Consider the following 18,821-nt stretch of genomic DNA (forward strand, 5'->3'; position numbering starts at 1 on the left):
TAATCAATAGATCATTTTTACAATTGCTCTACAAGGTTTTTATTAAAAGTATTAGGCACATAAATAATTTTTAGTGTTAGTTACAAATCTAAATATTTCAAAAAGAAAGTATTAAACGCTTCTTGATTTGCTTTTCCACTTGGTAAACTATTTTTTAACTCGTTATTTTCATTAATAACGTCTCTAACTAAACGAATTAGTTCATCTGAAACAGGATCGCTACTCTTTTCTATTCGTTCACTTTTTAGCTGAATTACAGCATCAATTTTAGCATGGAAAGATGTATCAATTAATTCATACAATTCTCTAAAATATACTGGTGGAATCGTATGCTTTTTGGCAATCCAATTGGCACATAAAGCAGTTCTGATAGTATAAAAGAAACTCTTTAATGTCATTTTATCAGTTCCTAAAGTTTCCTCAAAACCTTTATTCATTGCATGAAAATGATGAAATCCAGCAATTGGATTAAAGTTTTCGCTTGCCAATATTTTTAATTCTTCTAAAAAGGCGGTGTTGGCTCTATAAATTACAGGTGAAAATAACCAACCTGTAAACGAAGCATTTGACTTTGCTAATAAACGAAGTGCTTTTCTGATATCCCAGCCAGATCCATCTAAGTCATCTTCTGTCATAAATTCGATCGTATCTTTTGTTTCCCAAAGATTTAAATACCAATCTTTAGAGTGTTTATAGACAAATCGAATATCATAATCGGAATCTGGAGAAGCAAAACCCCAAGCTCTGCTTCCTGATTCCACTGCAAATAGAATTTCAATATTCTTTTCTTTTTCTAATGCAGCTAAATGTTCTAAAATTCTTTTTTCCATTGTGTTTTTCGTTGACTTTTCCAGTTTCTTTCAGGTATAGTTACGTTTATAGTTTCATATCCGTGAGGAAAACACCATTCACAACCTTGTTCTTTACCTACTTTTATTCTAGAAATTTGTATTCCAGAAATTTTTCTCGGAAAATCTATTAATCCATACTCGTTTAAACCGAAAGCGCTTTTAAATCGACTAAACTTTTTCATTTGTATTACGTTTTTAATTAAAACCTAATACAGTGCTCCTTTTTTGATTTGCATATTGTTATTTCTTTAATGATTTTAAATATAATAAGATTGCAGAATAAATCAATCCTAGTCCTAATAATACATGAATTAAAATAGGCCAATAAAAAACCTTATCCTTTTGATAGATATATGCGACACTAACAAAAGTGCAAACTATACCTAGAACCAATAACGGTAATGCTTTTTCTTTTGCACTTTTTATTAATTCTTCTTCTGATTTTAAGAAACTTTCATTGATTTCATAATCACTAAATCCTAAACTTTTAAAATCATTTCTTATATCTTTTTCTGATCTAAAATCTAAACTTTGTTCTATTATATAATTTTTAACTTGATAAGACAGTTCTTCTTCATTATTTGAGGTATAACTTACTGTGTCTTTTAGTATGAATAACCAATCTTCAAACTCTTTTACTTTAGTATATCTATCAAAAACTTTTCTAGCAATATCTTTAGCTTCGTTCATTAATTCAAAAGTAGATAAGCCATGACCTATTTCTTCTTGATAACTATAATTTTCGTAGCATATATAATAATCGGTTAATATTTGATAGCCAAAATCCTCTTCTAGACATTTATCTCTTATCACTTTAATTACTTCGAAAACTTCATTAATATTGTTATAATCTAATATTAATTTACTTAATTCAAAAATTGAAATTGCTAGATACTCATCAGCTGTAGAATGCTTATTAAAAACATTCAATAACTGGTTTTTAAAAGTATTTGAATTATAATTAACTTCAACTAAATCAAATAAAAAAGAATTCAATTTAAGACTATTCACTTCAGCCATGAAGTATATATCTTTTTCAAAATCTTTCTCTGATAACTTATCATTTAGTACTTGATAAATTTTATGTTTTATTCTATACGTTTTCATCTTTCATTTTCTAGCATTGTGTAAGCAATCGATATTCTATTAGCTTCAATTTTGTCTTCTGTTTTTAGATATAAACTTTCTAGCTTTTTTAAAATGAAATCACTAGAAATCCATTCATCAAACGTAGTTTGTCTGAAATCTAGAAATATTGTATCTGAAAAACTTAGTTTATAATCCACAAAAAAATGTAAATGATTTTCTGTGAGATGTTGTTTCCAAATATTTAACGTTTTTTCTTCTCCTAAATACTTTATACTTAGATTTATTACAAATATCAAATCTATATATTCAAGATGATTCAAATGATGTATCAGTAATAATTCCAAGAAACTTGATATAGCTTCTATCTCATTTTCATTCCAAGATTTCCAATTCGCATGATTTAACTTCTCATAACAATGAAAATCAGTTAAAAAATCATAACCTACTGTTAACTCTAAAATTCTTGGTAAGAAATGTTTATAATCATTGATATCTCCATAAGTGGTTAATGCTGATGACATAAAATGATAAATTTCGTCTGGTTGAATCTCTTTCAATGGTTTTGAAAGCAATTCCTTTATTTCTTCATCTGTTACACAACAATCACATGATCTTTCTCTTAAATTTCCTAAAACTGTATACGACTGAAATACTTGGTATAAATTATTTATCGATTCTTGTAAATTCATGATGCTTCTTTTTCAATAGAGCCTTACAAGTAACAAATGGTTAACTTGCAAGGCTATTTCTACTTTCTAGTATTTCTCTTTCTTCTACGTTTCCAAGGAGCATTTTTTTCCCAATCTCCTGCCATAATACAACCGTAAGGCATTACTTCATCAATAACTTCACCTAATCCAAACTCTTCCATTTGATTTCTTACAGTTTCTGCATTTTTATAAGCAGATGGTAACTCAGTAATATCAATTTCATCAGAAAAGAAACGTACATCTAAACCTTTAGTTTCCTGTTCAAAGATTTCTTGAAAAGTTCCTGTCTTACTTTTCCTATGTTGCGTTCTACTGATATTTCTACCTGCTCCATGCGGAGCAAAACCTAAATTTGTATTTGTTGTTTTCCCTTCAACAATTAAAACAGGCTCGCTCATATTTAAAGGAATTAATCTTGGACCAGTAATATCTGGCATAAATTTAGGATCTAATGGTGTTGCTCCTTTAGCATGGTAAAATAAATCTCCATCTTTAAAAACAAAATTATGTTCGTTCCAGAATCTATTTTCCTTTTCAACACCTAACTTATTTAAAGTTGCATCGTGCAAAACCTCATGATTCTTTTTTGTCCATTTTCTTATAATTTGTAAAGCTTCCCAGTAAGCTTTACCTTCTTCTGTTTCATACGGAATCCAAGCATTTTGTTTTAAAGTTTGAGGTGATATTTCTTTTCTAAATCGTTCGGCAACTTTCATTCCTTTAGTATATAAATTAGCACCAAATCCCCTACTACCATGATGCGTAACTAACATGGTATTATCTGTTTTTTTAGATTTTCCTACAAATAAAAAATGATTACCATCACCTTGAGTTCCTAGATGAGAACGAGCAGCTGAAATACTTTTTTGATCATTTAAGAATACATTATTTTCAATCTCTTTTAATAAATCAGAAGGAAATCTAAACTGATCTTCTCTAGAACGTCCTCCAAAACCAAAATGAGTTACACTATGCGCAGCATCTAAAACATCTTTAGGATTAGCATTACCAAAATCTGTTAACATTACTGAACAACAAATATCTGCGCTATGCATTCCAGGATGAATTGCATTTTTTGCAACAGCAACACCGCCAACTGGAATATTTCCTGATGGTCCTGTTGGACAAGCATCTGGCATAATGGCTCCATCAACTAATGTTGGAGTTTTCATTAGAACTTCCATAGTATCAATTACCTTAGCTACATTCTCGGTTTCTAAATTATTTTCAGCTTTAATGTTTATACTAAAGTTTGCATGATTTTCTAATAATGGAATTTCTGGGCCTGGTCTATACTGTTCTAAATACTCCATAATTTCCTCATTACTTAAATCTTTAGAATTAACATACTCTAAAGCTTCCGGAAACCATTTTCCAGATTTAAATCCCATTTCAATTAATGTTTTTCCTGTAATTTTCATTTTCTAGTTTTTAAATTATTATACTTTTCTTTTTGAGCATTTCCCACTCAGACGTTTTTCTTAATCACAAAACAAAACTGCAACTCTATTACGCAATGTTTTTGCGTAACAAAAAATAATTATAAAAAAAATTGAAATTTATATTGGATTCGAAAAGTCTATAAACAAAAAAAGTGCTGATTAGCACTACTTAGATGGCAAGATTTCTGTTACTATACCATACACATTTTTCGTCCATCCGTTAAGATGTCCACGATTATTACCTATTAGTAATCCTCGTTTTTCATTTTTACCTTTTACTAAATGCGTAAAACAATTTCCTCGTACTTTACAGAAAACTATATCACCTTCTTCACAATTTTGCCATTGTACTGGCTTTAAAACAACGGGTTGTCTTGATTTTAAAATGGGTAACATTGAGTTTCCTGGTTCTTTAGAGATAATTGTTTCTCCATTCAATAGCTTTTGAATTTTCCAATTCATAATTATTTGTATTTAAATTAAACATTAATTCAAAGACTATTGCTGAACGAAAAGTAAAGAACGAATAACTTTAACCGTTTAAAATCAATGTAAAATTAGTTTATATTTTTGTAATACAAACTATTTAATTGAAAAAATTGACTTTAAAAGAACGTTTTACCCAACTGTTATCACTTTATTCTCAAGATAATGAACTCATTTCTTCATTATGGAATGAGCTTGAAAAACACTACAAAGAAAAGCATCGCACCTATCATAATTTAAAGCATTTAGAGGAAATCTTCTCTTATTTTGATCGTTATAAAGATGAATTAAAAGATTCGAATTTAGTTTCTTTTTCTATCTTTTATCATGATGTAGTTTATAATATCTGGAAAAAAGATAACGAAGAAAAAAGTGCTGATTTTGCTGTAGATCGACTTCGAAAACTACTTTCAAAAGATGATTTAAACATCATTTTTAATCAAATTATAGCCACTAAAACTCATGAAGGTTCAGATAATGATACTCGTTTTTTAATCGATTTTGATTTAGCTATTTTAGGTCAATCTTCAGAAATATATCAGCAATATGCTAAACTTATTCGTAAAGAATATAAACTCGTTCCAGATATTTTATATAAAAATGGAAGAAAAAAAGTATTGCATCATTTTATAGATAAACCTTTCATTTACAAGACCAATACTTTTACTGATCGTTATGAAAAACAGGCGAAATTCAATTTAAAAACAGAATTAAACACATTATAATATGGCATCAAATAAAAATGCTCTTATTCGATATAAAACTATAGATCAATGTTTACGAAATACCATGCGTAAATGGACTTTAAATGATCTGATTGATGCTTGTTCTGATGCTTTATATGAGTATGAAGGTAAAGATGTTTATGTAAGTAAAAGAACTGTTCAGCTCGATATTCAAATGATGCGTAGTGATAAATTGGGTTACAATGCTCCAATAGAAGTTTATCAACGAAAATATTATCGTTATGCAGAAGAAGGTTATTCTATTATGAATATTCCTGTCACTGAAAATGATGTAAAAGTAATGAACAATGCGATTCAGGTTTTACGTCAATTTAAAGATTTTTCTCTGTTTAGAGAAATGGATGGAGTTTTACAACGTTTAGAAGATTCTGTATACTCTTCACAAGAAAATAATCGTGCTATTATTCATTTAGATAAAAATGAACAATTAAAAGGTTTGCAACTTATAGATCCATTATACAGTGCAATTCAAAAGAAGAAAGTTTTAGAAATCACATATAAGTCATTTAAAGCTAGACAAGAAAATATTCTTACTGTTCATCCGCAGCTTTTAAAAGAGTTTAATAATCGATGGTTTTTAATAGTGTATCATAAAACTGATTTTATGAATTTAGCTCTTGATCGTATTATAAAAATTGAAGAGAAAGATGAACTTGAATACATAGATAAAGCTGTTAATGGTGATGAATATTTTAAAAATGTAATTGGCGTTACTGTTTCTAATTCTAGACCAAAACGTATCGAATTTTGGATTGAAAAACGCTTAGCTCCTTACGTAATTACCAAACCTTTTCACCATACTCAACGTTTAATCAAAGAAACTGAAGATGGTTTCATATTTAATATTTTAGTTCAAATAAACTTTGAATTAGAACGTGTAATTTTAGGTTATGGAGAATCTATTAAAGTACTAAAACCAGAAAAATTAAGAGACAAAATTAGTAAACAATTAGGGCGAGCTTACAATAATTATAAATCGGTTAATTCGGATGATTAAGCAAATTTTTTTCTCACTATTTCAATTATCAAAAATTGAATAGGTTTAAGCGCTTTTGTCATTCAAAAAATTCTTGTCCATTATTATCAATATAAAGTATTTTTCCGTCATGGAAAAGCTGAGCTATTTCTAGAAGTGAAATATAATCTGAAGCAGTAGAAGCTGCTTTACTTATTCGGTCATAAATACATTGTGTTGTTTCTTTACCAGATTCAACATTAAAAATTCCAACTTTTCCTGCTTTAGTGACCACATAATATCCATTATTTTCGGGTTCTATTTCATCATAGATAGCGGGTGAAATTTCTTTACCTTTTTTATTTAGAAAACCGAGTTTTTTATCCTTCCTAAAAATAAAAATCATTACATGGTCTTTTGAAGAAATAGGATTTATGTTATCATAAACTATTTCGGTATTTGCTAATCCTCTAACTGATTTTAGCCCATACTTATCTCCTTTTTGAACAACAGCTATATCATTTACAAAACTGAGAATACGATCATAATGAATAGGTATTACTATTTCCCCTTTTGCATTTATAACTCCCCATTTTGATCCTTTTGATACAGATAAGTAACCTTTATCAAAATTATGACGATCATAACGATATAACCGGAAACTGTACGAAGCTAGCGTTTCGATCTCATCAAAAATAAACTCTGTTTGTTTTTTACCTTTATTAGAAATCAGTCCCCATTTATTTTTGTGTTTAGCTACTAATATATCTTTATGTAAAAAATAAATCTTTTCATATTGTGCTTCCAAAATTTCTTTTCCATCTACAGAAACGATTCCCCAAAAACCATTACTCTGGAAAAGAGCAACATCATTATAAACCCCTTCAAGATCATCGTACTTTGTTTCTATTTTTATATTTCCTTGTTTATCAATAAGTCCATATTTCCCATTTTGTTTTACAACACCAAACCCTCCATAAAAAGAACTATTATCTTCATATTCAATTTTTCCAATTACTTTACCAGTTGTATCTATATAACCATATAGACTATTTTCATCATCAGAAGTATTTTTCTCTACCTGAGCTAAACCATCACTAAAATCTTTTACTCTTTTATATTCAAAATCTGTTAACTGCTTTCCTTTTATAGTAAATAATCCTTTTTTTCTTCCTTTGTATACCACATACAAATTTTCTTTCTTATATTCAATATATTCATAATCAACTGGTATAATAATCTTACCATTGAGATTAGCAATTCCTTTTTTTCCTTGTAAATCTTCAAGTTCAAAATTTCCATATCTATATATAATATCATCATATTTCAAAGGAAGAATCACTTCTCTATTTAAATTCACTATTCCCCATACTATTTCGCCTTCATATTCTTTACTTATCTTAAATAAGTTAGTAGTAATTGATGATTTATAAAATGGATCAAAAGGAATTATTATGTCTCCTGATGTATTTATAATTCCACGATTTCCATTAATAGTAACTATACTATATCCATTACCAAAAAGACCTGCACGATCATATTGTGGTTTAATAATAATATTTTTGTTTCTATCACAAAAACCATATTTATCTCCTTTTCTATAGGGGATCAATTGTTCGTGTTGATTTAAAATATTGTCTCCCATCTTGATATTTATCTCTTTTGTTTTTGTTGTACATGAAAAAGTAACAAAAAACAAGCAACTATAAATCGTATTTTTAATCATTATTTCTTTGTGATACAAATAATTGTTTCTTAGTAGTGAAATATACTTTTTTTTCTGATTTGTAATCAAGTATCCCTCGTTTTTTGAAAAAGTCTAATATTATATTAGCTAATCAATATTTCTAAAAATACTCATTCACTGCAACTTGTACACATTATTTTTTTAAAATTTTTAAAGTTTTTAAGGCTATAAATCACTCAAAACTTTATTGAAATCAACACTTTGTAGAGATGATATTCAATTTCCCAAGGTATAATTAATTCAAAGTATAGAATTTGAATAACTGTGAATCCATAATAATTCTTAAGCCTTAAAGGTTACATAAAAAAGTTAAATCAAAAAGGAATTACTTCTGTTTTGGTTGATATTAGTCTTCCTAAGCAATTGGTTATAAATATAAAAACAACTCAAAGTACGTAGTTTTCCGCAACAGAAATAGTACAAATAAAGAAATTAATCAATACTTTTAAATGATTAATTATTAAAAACCACATAAGCGTTAAGACTTGTAGCAATAGTCATCCAAACTAAATACGGTATAATTAAAATCGTATAATATTTTAACTGTTTTATATGCTTAAAAGTGATGTAACCAATCAAAAGCCACAATAAAGTGATACTTATTAAACCTAATACGGTGTAATGTTTATTGAAAAAAAGTAAATTCCATATTACGTTTAGAAACCATTGAACAGCGTATAAAACGATCAATTTCTTGTCAAAACTTTCATAAATGTAACTTACTTTAGTCATATAAAAAGCAAACAATAACATTATGGTTGTCCAAGCTGCACCAAAAACCCAATTCGCTGGAGTCCATGGTGCTTTATTTAAGTTTTGATACCAGTCTGTTCGTGGACCATCGTTCATTAATAAAACACCTACATAAAGTGCTAGAAAATTAACTATTAAAAAAATAATGAATCTGATGTATGATTTTTGCATTGATTTAGTTGATTTTGATAGAATCGATTATTAGCTTAAAATCTTCATCTTTTTTATTAGCAACTAAAAAAGCAATTTCTTTAATTTCTGTATGATTAAAATTTTGTCTGCGTAATCTGTTACCTCTGAAAATTGGATACAAACTATTTAAATCAATTTCTATAGTTTCCCAATCACCAGAAGTTGTAAAATTTTGAGTATACCAGTGTCGATCTGTTGGACTTGATTTTACTCTAAATTGATATGCTTTTCCGTCTCCTTTTAAACGAAGAATAACTTTTTTTGAGTTTTCATGTAAAGCTACAACTACCGTACTTTTGACCATCGCAAAACCACCGTTATTTTCTGTAGAAACATGACCAGAAAATACGCCTTTACCATTTTCATTTAACGCTATAGAAGAAGTTGAAATTCCTCCCATAACATCATCACTGGTTGTTTTCCAACTACTAATATCAGAAGATTGAGAAAAATCTACAACGGTTATAGTATCTTGGAAAGCAAACAACATAATGATAAAGGCTAAATATTTCATATTATAATTTTAAACTGACTATTCCTGCATCGATAGGGAAAACTTGACCAGAAATTGCAGAAGCATGATCTGATAACAAATAATTTGCTAAGCTTGCTACTTCTTCTGCTTTTAAGAATTTCTTTAGCGGATGTCTCATTTCCATATTTTCACGCTGTTTATCATTACGTAATAACTTTTCTGCTAAAGATGTATCTGTTACAGTTGGAGCAATACAATTAAATCTAACTTTAGTAGCAAATTCACCGGCTAAAGATTTTGTTAAACCTTCAACAGCAGATTTACTAGCTGCAACACTTGCATGGAAAGGCATTCCTAATTTGGTAGCAACAGTACTAAATAAAACTACGCTTCCGTTATTATTTTTAAGTGAGTTAATATACTTTTGAATCACTTTAACAGCTCCAATTACATTGATTTCAAAATCACTTCTAAAATCATCTAACTTTAGTCTTCCTATCGGTTTTAAGTTAATGCTTCCCGGGCAAAAAACCAAACCATTTATGTCTTCAGAAAGTTCAGGTAATTCGTCTTCTAAAATATCAATTGAATAGTGTGTTACATTTGCATGACTTGCAACTTCTGTTCTACTAAAATTAATTACTTTATGTGTTTCTTGTAAAGAAGTTACTATTGCATTACCAATTCCTTTACTTCCTCCTACAACTAAAATTGTTTTCATTTCTATTATTTTTTATGCAATGAACTCAGTTCATTGTTATCTTTTAGATACTTTATTATTTGATATATTTCTTTGTCTTGTACATTTAAACCTTCCTTTATCAAAAGGCCTTTTTGCTTGATGTTTAGTAGCTCTACCCTGCACTCTTTTTCTCCACATTCTAAAGCTAGAAGGCTTCATTTCTCTTCGCATTAAATCTATTACTTCTTGTTCTTTTAATCCGAATTGAAATTGAATAGCATCGAAAGTTGTACGATCTTCCCAAGCCATTTCTATAATTCTATCAATTTGTCTATCCGTCATAATAATCTAGATTTAAATATTCATTTTTATAATCAATCATTTTTGAAATGAATTTCTTATTCTCTGAATAATTCTTGTTTTTAAAAAATTTTATAAAACTTCCCTCCGCGTGAATACTGAAAAACGAGGAATTGTATATTACTAATTTGTAATAAGGAATACACCAAGAAAAACGTTCTAATCTGTTCGTGAAATGAACTAAAATTCCTTTCGGACGCATTTCTATGTTTCCATAATTTAATTCAGAAAACTGAACTTTATCTGATTTTAATTTTTGACTTACTTCAGCAATCATAAAACGACCAGAACCTACTCCATTCAGTTTAACTTTATTTAGTAAAGAGAATGGCTTTCCTAGTAATTCTCTACTATGCACTAAAAAGTCTTCATTTGTATATGTAGTATTAAATATCATTATTCATCTCTTAACATTCTACTTCTATTTGTAATCGTATGCTTACGTAAAATTCGTAAGCTTTCTCTTTTTACATCTCCATCTTTCAACATATTCCATAAGATATCACTGGCTTTTTTTCTATTTTCTTTGATATCTACTATCGGATTTGGATAATCTTTACCTAGAACACAGTTATTAAATTGTTGATCTAAATGTGTCATTAAGTAAGGCTCATGAATAAATGGAGTTGGTAAATGTGCTAATTCCGGAACCCATTTTTTAATAAAAATTGCATCTGGATCGTGATCGTGACTATTTTTCACAGGATTATAAATTCTTAGATTATTAATTCCTGTTTCTCCTGCTTGCATTTGCAGTTGAGGAAAATGAATTCCAGGCTCAAAATCTAGAAACTGACGTGATAAATGATGAGTTGCTTCTTGCCAAGGCTGCCATAAAATGTGTGTAAAAAAAGACACTAACATGGCACGCATTCTGAAATTGATAAATCCTGTTTTATTTAAACAACGCATAGAAGCATCAACTAAAGGGAAACCTGTATTTCCTTCTTCCCAAGCCGTTTTGTAAGATTCTGAAATTGATTTTTTCAGCTTGTGAAAACCTTTATTTATACTAGCATTTTCCATCGTACATTCCATTTCAAACTTTTGAATGAAATGTGCTTGCCAACGTAAGCGAGAAATAAACGCTCCTAAATGACGCTTATGTTCCGATTCTTCTTTTACTACTTTTGCCTTTTGAAACACTTCTCGTATCGATACATTTCCCCAAGCTATGTAAGGAGAAAGTCTACTGCAACTACTTCTCGAAGCTTCTGGTTTTGATATATGATACATGTAATTTTCGTGACGTTTTTCAAAAAACGTATTTGCATATTTCCATGCAATAGTTCTTCCGCCCTGCTGAAAATCAGAAGTATCTCCAGTTACTAAATCCGTAGTATGAAAATAATCTGAGATTCTATTAATTTCTGAAATACTAACAAAGTCTTCTTTATCTGCATCAAAAGGTAAAATATCTTGATACATATAACTTTCCCATTTATCAAACCAATCTTCTCGATTTAATAAACCTCTTAAAACTCCGTTATTTATATTCTCTTTCCATTCAATGGAATTATTTCTACAATAACGTGCAAATTCTTTATCTCTATTGAAAGTGACTAATAATCCTGTTTCTTGATGTGAAAAAACATCTGTGACATTATAATGATTCAAAAGCTGATTAAAAACAGCAAAAATTTCACCATTAACAGCTAAAATTTTAGTGTTATATTCTTTCAATTCAGTGTTCATGTCAACCAATGATTGTTTTATAAAATCCCAATGACGTTGACTGTAGTGGTCGTCATTTATCAATAAGTTTTCAAAAACAAATAATAATAAAATTCTTTTTCCTGAGTTTAGCGCATTTGTTATCGCCTCATTGTCATGCAATCTCAAATCTCTCTTTAACCAAACTACTGCTATATCTTCTCTTTTCTTCATATTTTCAAATTTTCGTTTTCTGAATATTTGAATATAATGGGATCACACAAACCTAACATCATTCCGAATTTATTTCGGAATCTATGAATACGAACCTGAAACAAGTTCTGATCGATGTTATTAATTTTATGAAAAGCCATTATTATCATATATACTTACTATAATAAGTTCAGTTGAAATTCTTTTTTATTATCTAGGTTATCAAGGAAATGTTCTGCATTAGAAAAATGCTCTTCTCTTTTCTCAACTCCCATTTTATCTAAATTTCGAATTAGCATATTCAAACGTGGATTTTTTGATAAAAACTCTCTGTTGGTATGCATAAATCTCCAGAATAATCCGTCCCAAATCTTTTGCCATTCACCATTTGAGTAATCACTCATTTTTTTAATGTAATTACTACTACTTATATATGGTTTAGTAGACATTAATCCTCCGTCAGCAAATAAGCTCATCCCGTAAACATTCGGCACCATTACCCAGTCGTAAGCATCGATAAACAGCTCCATAAACCAACGATATACTTCATCTGGATCAAACTCACACAACAACATAAAATTCCCTAAAATCATTAAGCGTTCAATATGATGTGCATATCCTGTTTTTAAGATCTTTTTAATTGTAGTATCTATTGGTAAAATTCCCGTAGTTCCTTCATAAAAAGAAGCTGGTATTTTTCTAGAATGGTTCCAGAAATTCTTTGTTCGTTCTTCTGTACCTTTCACTTCATAAATTCCACGTATAAACTCACGCCAACCTAATATTTGACGGACAAAACCTTCTAAAGAATTAATCGGAATTTCATGTTGAGCAGCATAATCAATTGCCTTTTTAATTACTTCTAAAGGAGATAACAATCCAACATTAATTAATGGTGATAAAATACTATGATTCAAGAAATGTTTGTCTTTCACAATAGCATCTTCATAAATTCCGAATTCATGGAAACGAACTTCAAAAAACTGTTCTAACCAATTTTCTGACTCTTCATAAGTTAAAGGATATAATTGTTGCTTATCAATTTCCCCTAAAGTGTCAGAGAAATTTTCTTCAATATATTTCTTGGCTTCTAGATAATATTTGTTAGCATCAGGAAATGTAATTTGTGGTGGTGTTTTACCTTTTGGATATTTCTTTCTATTATCCGTATCAAAAGTCCACTTTCCTCCTACTGGTTGTTCATTTGTGATTAAAATATTTCTACCTAAACGTTCCTTTTTATAGAAAGAAGTTTGGAAAAATTTCTTTTTAGAAGCTTTAAAAAAAGTAGTTAATTCATCTTTAGTATTAATAAATAACGAATTGTCTATTTCAATTAATTCTATCTCATTTTCAAATTCATGAATTCTCTTTTCTAGCCAATTATCCGTAGGATTAATAAAATAAAGTTGTTTGTATCCTTTTTCTATCAATTGTGGCAGTAAATTTCTAATATCTGAAATTTCAGTTGTACTTTCTACATAAGTAACTTGATATCCTTTTTCATTTAAAAAGTCTTTATAAAACTGCATTGTAGCTCTGTGAAAAGCTAATTTTTGCTTGTGAAAAGCATATTGTTTGAAGAATAAATATTCCTCAACTAAATACACCTCATTTTCTTTTGAAATATGCGTTGTACTTTTAAATAACTGATGCGGAAAAATAATACTTACTGCTTTCATTAGAAAAAGGTTGGTTGTAACCACATTTGTTGATATTTGCCATTTGCATCATATCGTTCTGCTTGTAGTTGTACATTAAATTTTCTATCTCTTGGATCATTTCCAACACCAGATACATACTGCCAATTTCCATAATTGCTATGCACATCGTAATCAATTAGCATACTTTCGAAATATGCCGCGCCAATTCTCCAATCTAACAACAGTTCTTTTGCAAAATATGAAGCTACGTTTTGTCGACCTCTATTGCTCATCCAACCCGTTTCTTTTAACTCTATCATATTGGCATTTACGAAAGGCTCATTAGTTTCACCATTAATCCAATTTTGAATTAATCTTTCGTTATTTTTCCATGAATATGATAATTCCTTTATTCCTTCTAACTTGAATAAATTATTTTCATGTTTTAGCGATAAATATTTAAAATAATCACGCCAAATCAATTCAAAAATCAACCAATAAGTAGACTGATTACTTCCGAACTGTTTTTCATATTTTTTTACTTCCCAGTAAATTGACTTCGCTGAAATACAACCATGAGCCAACCAAGGAGAGAATTTTGAACTATAATCAACTCCAATTAAACCATTTCTAGTTTTCTTATAATATGATAGTTTTTTAGATGAAAAGAAATACGAGTTTAAACGCTCAAAAGCTGCAGATTCTCCTCCTTTAAAAGGAAAAGCAGTTTTAGTTGGAACTTCAAAATTATGATAACCTAAGTCTTGTAATGTTGGGATTTTAGTATCATTCTCCAGATAATTCTCTTTTGGCATTGCTACAGGAATTACTTCTTCACGAATTGTAGCATATTTCTCTACTTTTTTTCTGAAAACAGTAAAAACTTCTGGGATAGTTTTAATGTTTATTGGAATATCTTCTGGATGATATAAAAATTGATCATAAAAACTTTTAACCTGAACCGTATCTGGAAGTTTTTCTACTACACGATTAATTTCTGATGTTTCTTCCTGAGTAAATTCTTTTTGATAAAAGAGAGCATCCGCGTTGTGAGTCAGACAAAACAATGGTAAAATTACATGCGGATGCTCATGATGTATATAAATAGGTACGTTTAATTCTTTCAATTGATTTGATAAATCATTTACTGATTCTATCAAAAATTTTGCTCTGTATTTCTCTGTTTTTTTAAAACCAAATTGTTTTGTTTCAAACATGGTTTTATCAAAACAATATATTGCAATTACTTTATCATAATTAGAAATAGCTTCATGTAAAGCTTTATTATCTCGAGTTCTTAATGTGTTTGTAAACCAAACTATTGCTGTTTTTTGTTGCTGCATTTTTTACTACAATATTTTACATTTTCCCAGTTCTTCTCCCATTTTTTTCTCCATGTAAATGGTCGTTCACAAACTGGACAAATTTTAGTGGGTAAATGTTGTTTTTTTACTCCTTTCATTTTTGATAAACCAAAGCATTAATCATTCCTTTAAATACAAAAGCATGAAAGGGTAAAACGGAATACCAATACAATCTTCCTAATATTCCTTTTGGTCGAAATACTGCTCTTTGAAATAATTGATTTTTCACAATTTTGAACTCTAGCCAAGCTTCACCAGGAAGTTTCATTTCAGCAAATAATAGCAAACGTTTCTGTTCTTTATCAGCTAATAAAACCCTCCAAAAATCCAACGGATCTCCCGGTTCTAAATATGTATTATGTGTTCTCCCTCTGCGTAAGCCTACTCCACCAAAAATTTTATCTACATAACCTCTAATACGCCAAAGCCAGTTGTAACTATACCAACCATTTTCACCTCCAATAGACCATATTTTGTCAATTGTAAAATCTTCGTCAATTACTTTTCTAGATCGTACATCTTTAAAACATCCGAACTGTGGAATTCGAACATGATTATTTAATTGATCATTAAAAACACCACTACTAATTGCATCTTTCCAACTTGATACTACAGCATTTTGTTCGATCTTTTGAAATGCCAAACTAACAGCTTGTCTATATTGTATGGGATTAACATTCAATATTTCATTTATATTATTTGGCTTTGCAACAACTTCAACTTTCATACTATCAACTAATGCTTTTGCCAAATTAAATGACGTAGAAGTCACGAAATACAGCCAATACGAAGACATTCGAGGTGATAAAACAGGTAAAGTAAAAATGTATCTTTTTAAGCCTCTTACTTTTGCAAATTGCAATAACATTTCTTTATAAGTAAGAATTTCTGGTCCGCAAATGTCAAATGATTTATTGTATACTTTTAAGTTTCCTAAACCGTTGACTAGAAAACTTAACACATCTCTAATTGCTATAGGTTGTGTTCGAGTATTCAACCATTTTGGCGTTACCATTAAAGGTAATTTCTCTACAATATCTCTTATAATTTCAAAAGAAGCACTTCCACTTCCTACTATAATTCCAGCTCGAAATGTTGTTAAAGCATATTGATTAGATTTCAAAGATTTTTCAACTTCTAATCTAGATTTTAAATGTTTAGATAAAGAATCATCATTTACAATTCCGCTTAAATAAACTACCTGCTTACAATTCGTTTTTTCTATCAACGATTTGAAACTCTGAGCACATTTTTTTTCTAAATCCTCAAAATTCGTAGCTGTCGTAGACATGGAATGAATTAAATAATAAGCAGCGTCTATATCTTCAGGAAAAGCTTCTAAATTATCTTCTAAGAAATCTACTTTTATGAACTCTATTCCGTCTTTATACTCAATTTCGTCTGGAATTCTATTTAAATCACGGACACAACAAACTAGCTGATGACCATCTTCTAATAGTCTCAACACTAATCTTTTTGCGATATACCCTGTTGTACCTGTGATTAAAATCTTCATTTTATAATTTTTCTACTGCCTTTTTTGGACGCTGATACTCGTATCTTGTAAATAAATTCGGAATAGCATATCCATCAAGCCCGTTTATCGTTGCAACATTCCCTTTAGATAAATTCAAAAATCCGTCTTCTTGCAACATATGATCTTCAACTTCAAAAAATTGAATTTCACCAACTAACATAATTGTATCATTTGCTTTGATATAATACTCTTCAACATATTTCATACCTATTTGTACTGGTGATTCTTGTACAAAAGGAGCTATAAAATCGTTCTTGTATTCTGGAGTTAAGTTTGTCATTTCAAATTCAGAAACACCTTTATCATATTTAGCAGATGTATGATGTGCATCTTCTGTGATACTTTTTGTGATATGATTTACCGTATAAAAACCAGTTTCTTTAATATTTTCATACGTATTTCTCGGAACAGTTGTAGGACGTAAAATAAACCCTAATAACGGTGGATTCGATCCTAAGTGAACTATCGAGCTGAATACAGCAACATTTTCTTCACCATCAGGAGAAATACTTCCTATTAAATTTGCTGATTTGTAACCCGATAAACTATTCATCAAGTTTATACGATGAATTTTATCGAATCCATCTATATCTTCTCTATTAAAAAACATCTTTATACTGTTCGAAATTGTTAATCTTAATATTCTTAGCTTTTAAATCGTGCATTAGATTGTAAAGTCCAAAGAATGTCCTGTTGATATAAATAAAATGCTTAGAGCCTCTATTTCCATTCATATTTCTGAGCTCAGTATTCTTAGCATACTTCGTTCCTAATTCAGTGATTTTACCAAAGAATGTTTCATCAGAAAAATCAAATTCCTTAGTGTGAAATGGTTGAGTAAACAAACTCAACATTTCATGGAACATATCTTTGAAAAAAGCCAATTCTTCTGGACTATCATCTTCTCTAAGAATTTCCAATTCATATAGTTTTTTCTCAAAAAATACTGGATCAGAAATGCTTTCCTTTTTAGCCAATTCAAAGTATGGCTTATAAAATTCTTCAGGAACTTGTTTCATACAACCAAAATCCAGCACAATTAAATTAGTATCTTTTGAAACTAAGAAATTCCCAGGATGTGGATCGGCATGAACTTTTTTAATAATATGCATTTGATACATATAAAAATCCCATAAAGCCTGACCTAATTCATTCGCTTTCTTTTGATCAGTATTCGTACTGGTAAATTCGGAAAGATGAATTCCATCCATCCAATCCATTGTGATAATTCGATCTGAAGAGAACTCCTTATAATAATTTGGGAATTTTAAATTTTTGATATGCTTACAAGCATCTACGATAGCCTGACTTTGCTCTACTTCTAAAATGTAATTCGTTTCTTCAACTAACTTATTTTCAACCTCTTTAAAATATTTATCGCTATCTTTTCCACGGATATTGAACATTTTAATTGCAATGGGCTTCACTAAAGCTAAATCAGTCGAAATACTTTCTGCAACTCCTGGATATTGAATTTTAACTGCGTATTTGTTTCCATCTTTTTCAGCTAAATGTACCTGACCAATACTTGCACCACTTACAGCATTTAAATTAAACTTATCAAAAAGCTCACTTGGATATTTTCCAAAGTAATTTTTGAATGTCTTTTTTACTAATGGTGCTGATAATGGTGGAACTGAAAATTGTGACAAAGAAAATTGCTCAACATAAGCTTGTGGCAAAATTCCTTTTTCCATGCTTAACATTTGTGCAACTTTTAAAGCACTTCCTTTCAACTGCTTTAATCCGTTATAAATATCTTCAGCATTATCTTTGTTTAATTGTTGTTTGGCTTCTTCTTCTCCATTAACTAATTTACTTCCGTAATATTTCAAATAATTCACTCCTACTTTAGCACCAGTTTGCACTAATTTAGAAGCTCTTTGAATTTTGGAAGTGGGGATGTTATCTATTGTCTTCATA

21 protein-coding genes are annotated in these 18,821 nt (G+C 29.4%); 2 read left to right on the top strand and 19 right to left on the bottom strand.

The genetic code is table 11. From position 1 onward, the window contains the following. Nucleotides 1–80 precede the first annotated feature (80 nt). The 6 genes from AQ1685_RS10605 to AQ1685_RS10630 all read right to left on the bottom strand — a co-directional run bounded on the left by AQ1685_RS10605 (nt 81) and on the right by AQ1685_RS10630 (nt 4,554). Nucleotides 81–830 (bottom strand): nucleotidyltransferase domain-containing protein, encoded by a 750-nt coding sequence (locus AQ1685_RS10605; protein ID WP_095071964.1) that lies wholly within the window; start codon nt 828–830, stop codon nt 81–83. After that, the gene (locus AQ1685_RS10610) at nt 812–1,033 is read right to left on the bottom strand and encodes a phosphate ABC transporter substrate-binding protein (RefSeq protein ID WP_095071966.1); all 222 of its coding nucleotides are present in this window, start codon (nt 1,031–1,033) and stop codon (nt 812–814) included. Before AQ1685_RS10610 ends, AQ1685_RS10605 begins: the two co-directional genes overlap by 19 nt. Before the next feature lie 58 nt (nt 1,034–1,091). Beyond that, on the bottom strand, nt 1,092–1,958 hold the full coding sequence (locus AQ1685_RS10615; RefSeq protein ID WP_095071968.1) for a hypothetical protein: 867 nt from the start codon (nt 1,956–1,958) through the stop codon (nt 1,092–1,094). Next, a complete protein-coding gene (locus tag AQ1685_RS10620) occupies nt 1,955–2,629 on the bottom strand; it encodes a hypothetical protein (RefSeq protein ID WP_095071969.1) in 675 nt (224 codons plus the stop codon). The genes AQ1685_RS10615 and AQ1685_RS10620 overlap by 4 nt, the downstream gene beginning before the upstream one ends. 59 nt (nt 2,630–2,688) lie before the next feature. Continuing rightward, nucleotides 2,689–4,071, bottom strand: coding sequence for an RtcB family protein (locus AQ1685_RS10625; RefSeq protein WP_095071971.1), 1,383 nt, complete (start codon nt 4,069–4,071; stop codon nt 2,689–2,691). A gap of 186 nt (nt 4,072–4,257) precedes the next feature. Next, the gene (locus AQ1685_RS10630; RefSeq protein ID WP_095071973.1) at nt 4,258–4,554 is read right to left on the bottom strand and encodes a phage repressor protein; all 297 of its coding nucleotides are present in this window, start codon (nt 4,552–4,554) and stop codon (nt 4,258–4,260) included. A 128-nt stretch (nt 4,555–4,682) separates the two neighbouring features. Here AQ1685_RS10630 and AQ1685_RS10635 point away from each other — a divergent pair, with 128 nt between their 5' ends. Then, nucleotides 4,683–5,303 carry an HD domain-containing protein gene (locus AQ1685_RS10635; protein ID WP_231970178.1) on the top strand — a complete coding sequence of 207 codons (621 nt, stop codon included), beginning with the start codon at nt 4,683–4,685 and terminating at the stop codon, nt 5,301–5,303. A 1-nt stretch (nt 5,304) separates the two neighbouring features. Further along, nucleotides 5,305–6,321 carry a helix-turn-helix transcriptional regulator gene (locus AQ1685_RS10640; protein WP_095071977.1) on the top strand — a complete coding sequence of 339 codons (1,017 nt, stop codon included), beginning with the start codon at nt 5,305–5,307 and terminating at the stop codon, nt 6,319–6,321. Between the two features lie 58 nt (nt 6,322–6,379). On the opposite strand, the gene AQ1685_RS10645 is transcribed toward AQ1685_RS10640, so the two are convergent. From AQ1685_RS10645 to AQ1685_RS10705, 13 genes are all read right to left on the bottom strand, one after another. Beyond that, nucleotides 6,380–7,924, bottom strand: a complete 1,545-nt coding sequence (locus AQ1685_RS10645; RefSeq protein ID WP_162288573.1) for a WG repeat-containing protein — start codon at nt 7,922–7,924, stop codon at nt 6,380–6,382. Nucleotides 7,925–8,479: 555 nt separating this feature from the next. Then, nucleotides 8,480–8,950: a TspO/MBR family protein gene (locus tag AQ1685_RS10650; protein ID WP_095071980.1), complete on the bottom strand. Its 471-nt coding sequence runs from the start codon at nt 8,948–8,950 to the stop codon at nt 8,480–8,482. Between the two features lie 4 nt (nt 8,951–8,954). Further along, the gene (locus AQ1685_RS10655; protein WP_095071981.1) at nt 8,955–9,485 is read right to left on the bottom strand and encodes a CIA30 family protein; all 531 of its coding nucleotides are present in this window, start codon (nt 9,483–9,485) and stop codon (nt 8,955–8,957) included. 1 nt (nt 9,486) lies between these two features. Further along, nucleotides 9,487–10,167 (bottom strand): SDR family NAD(P)-dependent oxidoreductase, encoded by a 681-nt coding sequence (locus tag AQ1685_RS10660; RefSeq protein WP_095071983.1) that lies wholly within the window; start codon nt 10,165–10,167, stop codon nt 9,487–9,489. Nucleotides 10,168–10,203: 36 nt separating this feature from the next. After that, the gene (locus tag AQ1685_RS10665) at nt 10,204–10,470 is read right to left on the bottom strand and encodes a TIGR03643 family protein (RefSeq protein WP_095071985.1); all 267 of its coding nucleotides are present in this window, start codon (nt 10,468–10,470) and stop codon (nt 10,204–10,206) included. Then, nucleotides 10,460–10,885, bottom strand: a complete 426-nt coding sequence (locus AQ1685_RS10670) for a hypothetical protein (protein ID WP_095071987.1) — start codon at nt 10,883–10,885, stop codon at nt 10,460–10,462. The genes AQ1685_RS10665 and AQ1685_RS10670 overlap by 11 nt, the downstream gene beginning before the upstream one ends. Then, entirely contained in the window at nt 10,885–12,375 is a 1,491-nt protein-coding gene (locus AQ1685_RS10675) for a cryptochrome/deoxyribodipyrimidine photo-lyase family protein (RefSeq protein WP_095071989.1), read from the bottom strand. The genes AQ1685_RS10670 and AQ1685_RS10675 overlap by 1 nt, the downstream gene beginning before the upstream one ends. Nucleotides 12,376–12,533: 158 nt before the next feature. Continuing rightward, nucleotides 12,534–14,036: a cryptochrome/photolyase family protein gene (locus AQ1685_RS10680; RefSeq protein ID WP_095071990.1), complete on the bottom strand. Its 1,503-nt coding sequence runs from the start codon at nt 14,034–14,036 to the stop codon at nt 12,534–12,536. Next, nucleotides 14,036–15,340, bottom strand: coding sequence for a DASH family cryptochrome (locus AQ1685_RS10685; RefSeq protein ID WP_095071992.1), 1,305 nt, complete (start codon nt 15,338–15,340; stop codon nt 14,036–14,038). Before AQ1685_RS10685 ends, AQ1685_RS10680 begins: the two co-directional genes overlap by 1 nt. Continuing rightward, on the bottom strand, nt 15,316–15,459 hold the full coding sequence (locus AQ1685_RS10690) for a DUF2256 domain-containing protein (RefSeq protein WP_095071994.1): 144 nt from the start codon (nt 15,457–15,459) through the stop codon (nt 15,316–15,318). Before AQ1685_RS10690 ends, AQ1685_RS10685 begins: the two co-directional genes overlap by 25 nt. Then, nucleotides 15,456–16,877 carry an SDR family oxidoreductase gene (locus AQ1685_RS10695; RefSeq protein ID WP_095071996.1) on the bottom strand — a complete coding sequence of 474 codons (1,422 nt, stop codon included), beginning with the start codon at nt 16,875–16,877 and terminating at the stop codon, nt 15,456–15,458. Before AQ1685_RS10695 ends, AQ1685_RS10690 begins: the two co-directional genes overlap by 4 nt. 1 nt (nt 16,878) lies before the next feature. Beyond that, nucleotides 16,879–17,508: a flavin reductase family protein gene (locus AQ1685_RS10700; RefSeq protein ID WP_095071998.1), complete on the bottom strand. Its 630-nt coding sequence runs from the start codon at nt 17,506–17,508 to the stop codon at nt 16,879–16,881. Then, nucleotides 17,498–18,820, bottom strand: a complete 1,323-nt coding sequence (locus AQ1685_RS10705; protein WP_095071999.1) for an ABC1 kinase family protein — start codon at nt 18,818–18,820, stop codon at nt 17,498–17,500. The genes AQ1685_RS10700 and AQ1685_RS10705 overlap by 11 nt, the downstream gene beginning before the upstream one ends. Nucleotide 18,821: the final 1 nt, after the last annotated feature.

This window comes from Tenacibaculum jejuense, from assembly GCF_900198195.1.
In the GTDB taxonomy this organism is placed as follows: Bacteria; Bacteroidota; Bacteroidia; order Flavobacteriales; family Flavobacteriaceae; genus Polaribacter; species Polaribacter jejuensis.

Excerpts from the sequence above, each read along its gene's own strand:
- AQ1685_RS10680 (WP_095071990.1), bottom strand. The coding sequence starts at position 14,036 with ATGAAAGCAGTAAGTATTATTTTTCCGCATCAGTTATTTAAAAGTACA.
- AQ1685_RS10655 (WP_095071981.1), bottom strand. The coding sequence starts at position 9,485 with ATGAAATATTTAGCCTTTATCATTATGTTGTTTGCTTTCCAAGATACT.
- AQ1685_RS10605 (WP_095071964.1), bottom strand. The coding sequence starts at position 830 with ATGGAAAAAAGAATTTTAGAACATTTAGCTGCATTAGAAAAAGAAAAG.
- AQ1685_RS10685 (WP_095071992.1), bottom strand. The coding sequence starts at position 15,340 with ATGCAGCAACAAAAAACAGCAATAGTTTGGTTTACAAACACATTAAGA.
- AQ1685_RS10610 (WP_095071966.1), bottom strand. The coding sequence starts at position 1,033 with ATGAAAAAGTTTAGTCGATTTAAAAGCGCTTTCGGTTTAAACGAGTAT.
- AQ1685_RS10645 (WP_162288573.1), bottom strand. The coding sequence starts at position 7,924 with ATGGGAGACAATATTTTAAATCAACACGAACAATTGATCCCCTATAGA.
- AQ1685_RS10705 (WP_095071999.1), bottom strand. The coding sequence starts at position 18,820 with ATGAAGACAATAGATAACATCCCCACTTCCAAAATTCAAAGAGCTTCT.
- AQ1685_RS10665 (WP_095071985.1), bottom strand. The coding sequence starts at position 10,470 with ATGACGGATAGACAAATTGATAGAATTATAGAAATGGCTTGGGAAGAT.
- AQ1685_RS10660 (WP_095071983.1), bottom strand. The coding sequence starts at position 10,167 with ATGAAAACAATTTTAGTTGTAGGAGGAAGTAAAGGAATTGGTAATGCA.
- AQ1685_RS10640 (WP_095071977.1), top strand. The coding sequence starts at position 5,305 with ATGGCATCAAATAAAAATGCTCTTATTCGATATAAAACTATAGATCAA.
- AQ1685_RS10700 (WP_095071998.1), bottom strand. The coding sequence starts at position 17,508 with ATGTTTTTTAATAGAGAAGATATAGATGGATTCGATAAAATTCATCGT.
- AQ1685_RS10650 (WP_095071980.1), bottom strand. The coding sequence starts at position 8,950 with ATGCAAAAATCATACATCAGATTCATTATTTTTTTAATAGTTAATTTT.
- AQ1685_RS10630 (WP_095071973.1), bottom strand. The coding sequence starts at position 4,554 with ATGAATTGGAAAATTCAAAAGCTATTGAATGGAGAAACAATTATCTCT.
- AQ1685_RS10690 (WP_095071994.1), bottom strand. The coding sequence starts at position 15,459 with ATGAAAGGAGTAAAAAAACAACATTTACCCACTAAAATTTGTCCAGTT.
- AQ1685_RS10670 (WP_095071987.1), bottom strand. The coding sequence starts at position 10,885 with ATGATATTTAATACTACATATACAAATGAAGACTTTTTAGTGCATAGT.
- AQ1685_RS10615 (WP_095071968.1), bottom strand. The coding sequence starts at position 1,958 with ATGAAAACGTATAGAATAAAACATAAAATTTATCAAGTACTAAATGAT.
- AQ1685_RS10620 (WP_095071969.1), bottom strand. The coding sequence starts at position 2,629 with ATGAATTTACAAGAATCGATAAATAATTTATACCAAGTATTTCAGTCG.
- AQ1685_RS10695 (WP_095071996.1), bottom strand. The coding sequence starts at position 16,877 with ATGAAGATTTTAATCACAGGTACAACAGGGTATATCGCAAAAAGATTA.
- AQ1685_RS10625 (WP_095071971.1), bottom strand. The coding sequence starts at position 4,071 with ATGAAAATTACAGGAAAAACATTAATTGAAATGGGATTTAAATCTGGA.
- AQ1685_RS10675 (WP_095071989.1), bottom strand. The coding sequence starts at position 12,375 with ATGAAGAAAAGAGAAGATATAGCAGTAGTTTGGTTAAAGAGAGATTTG.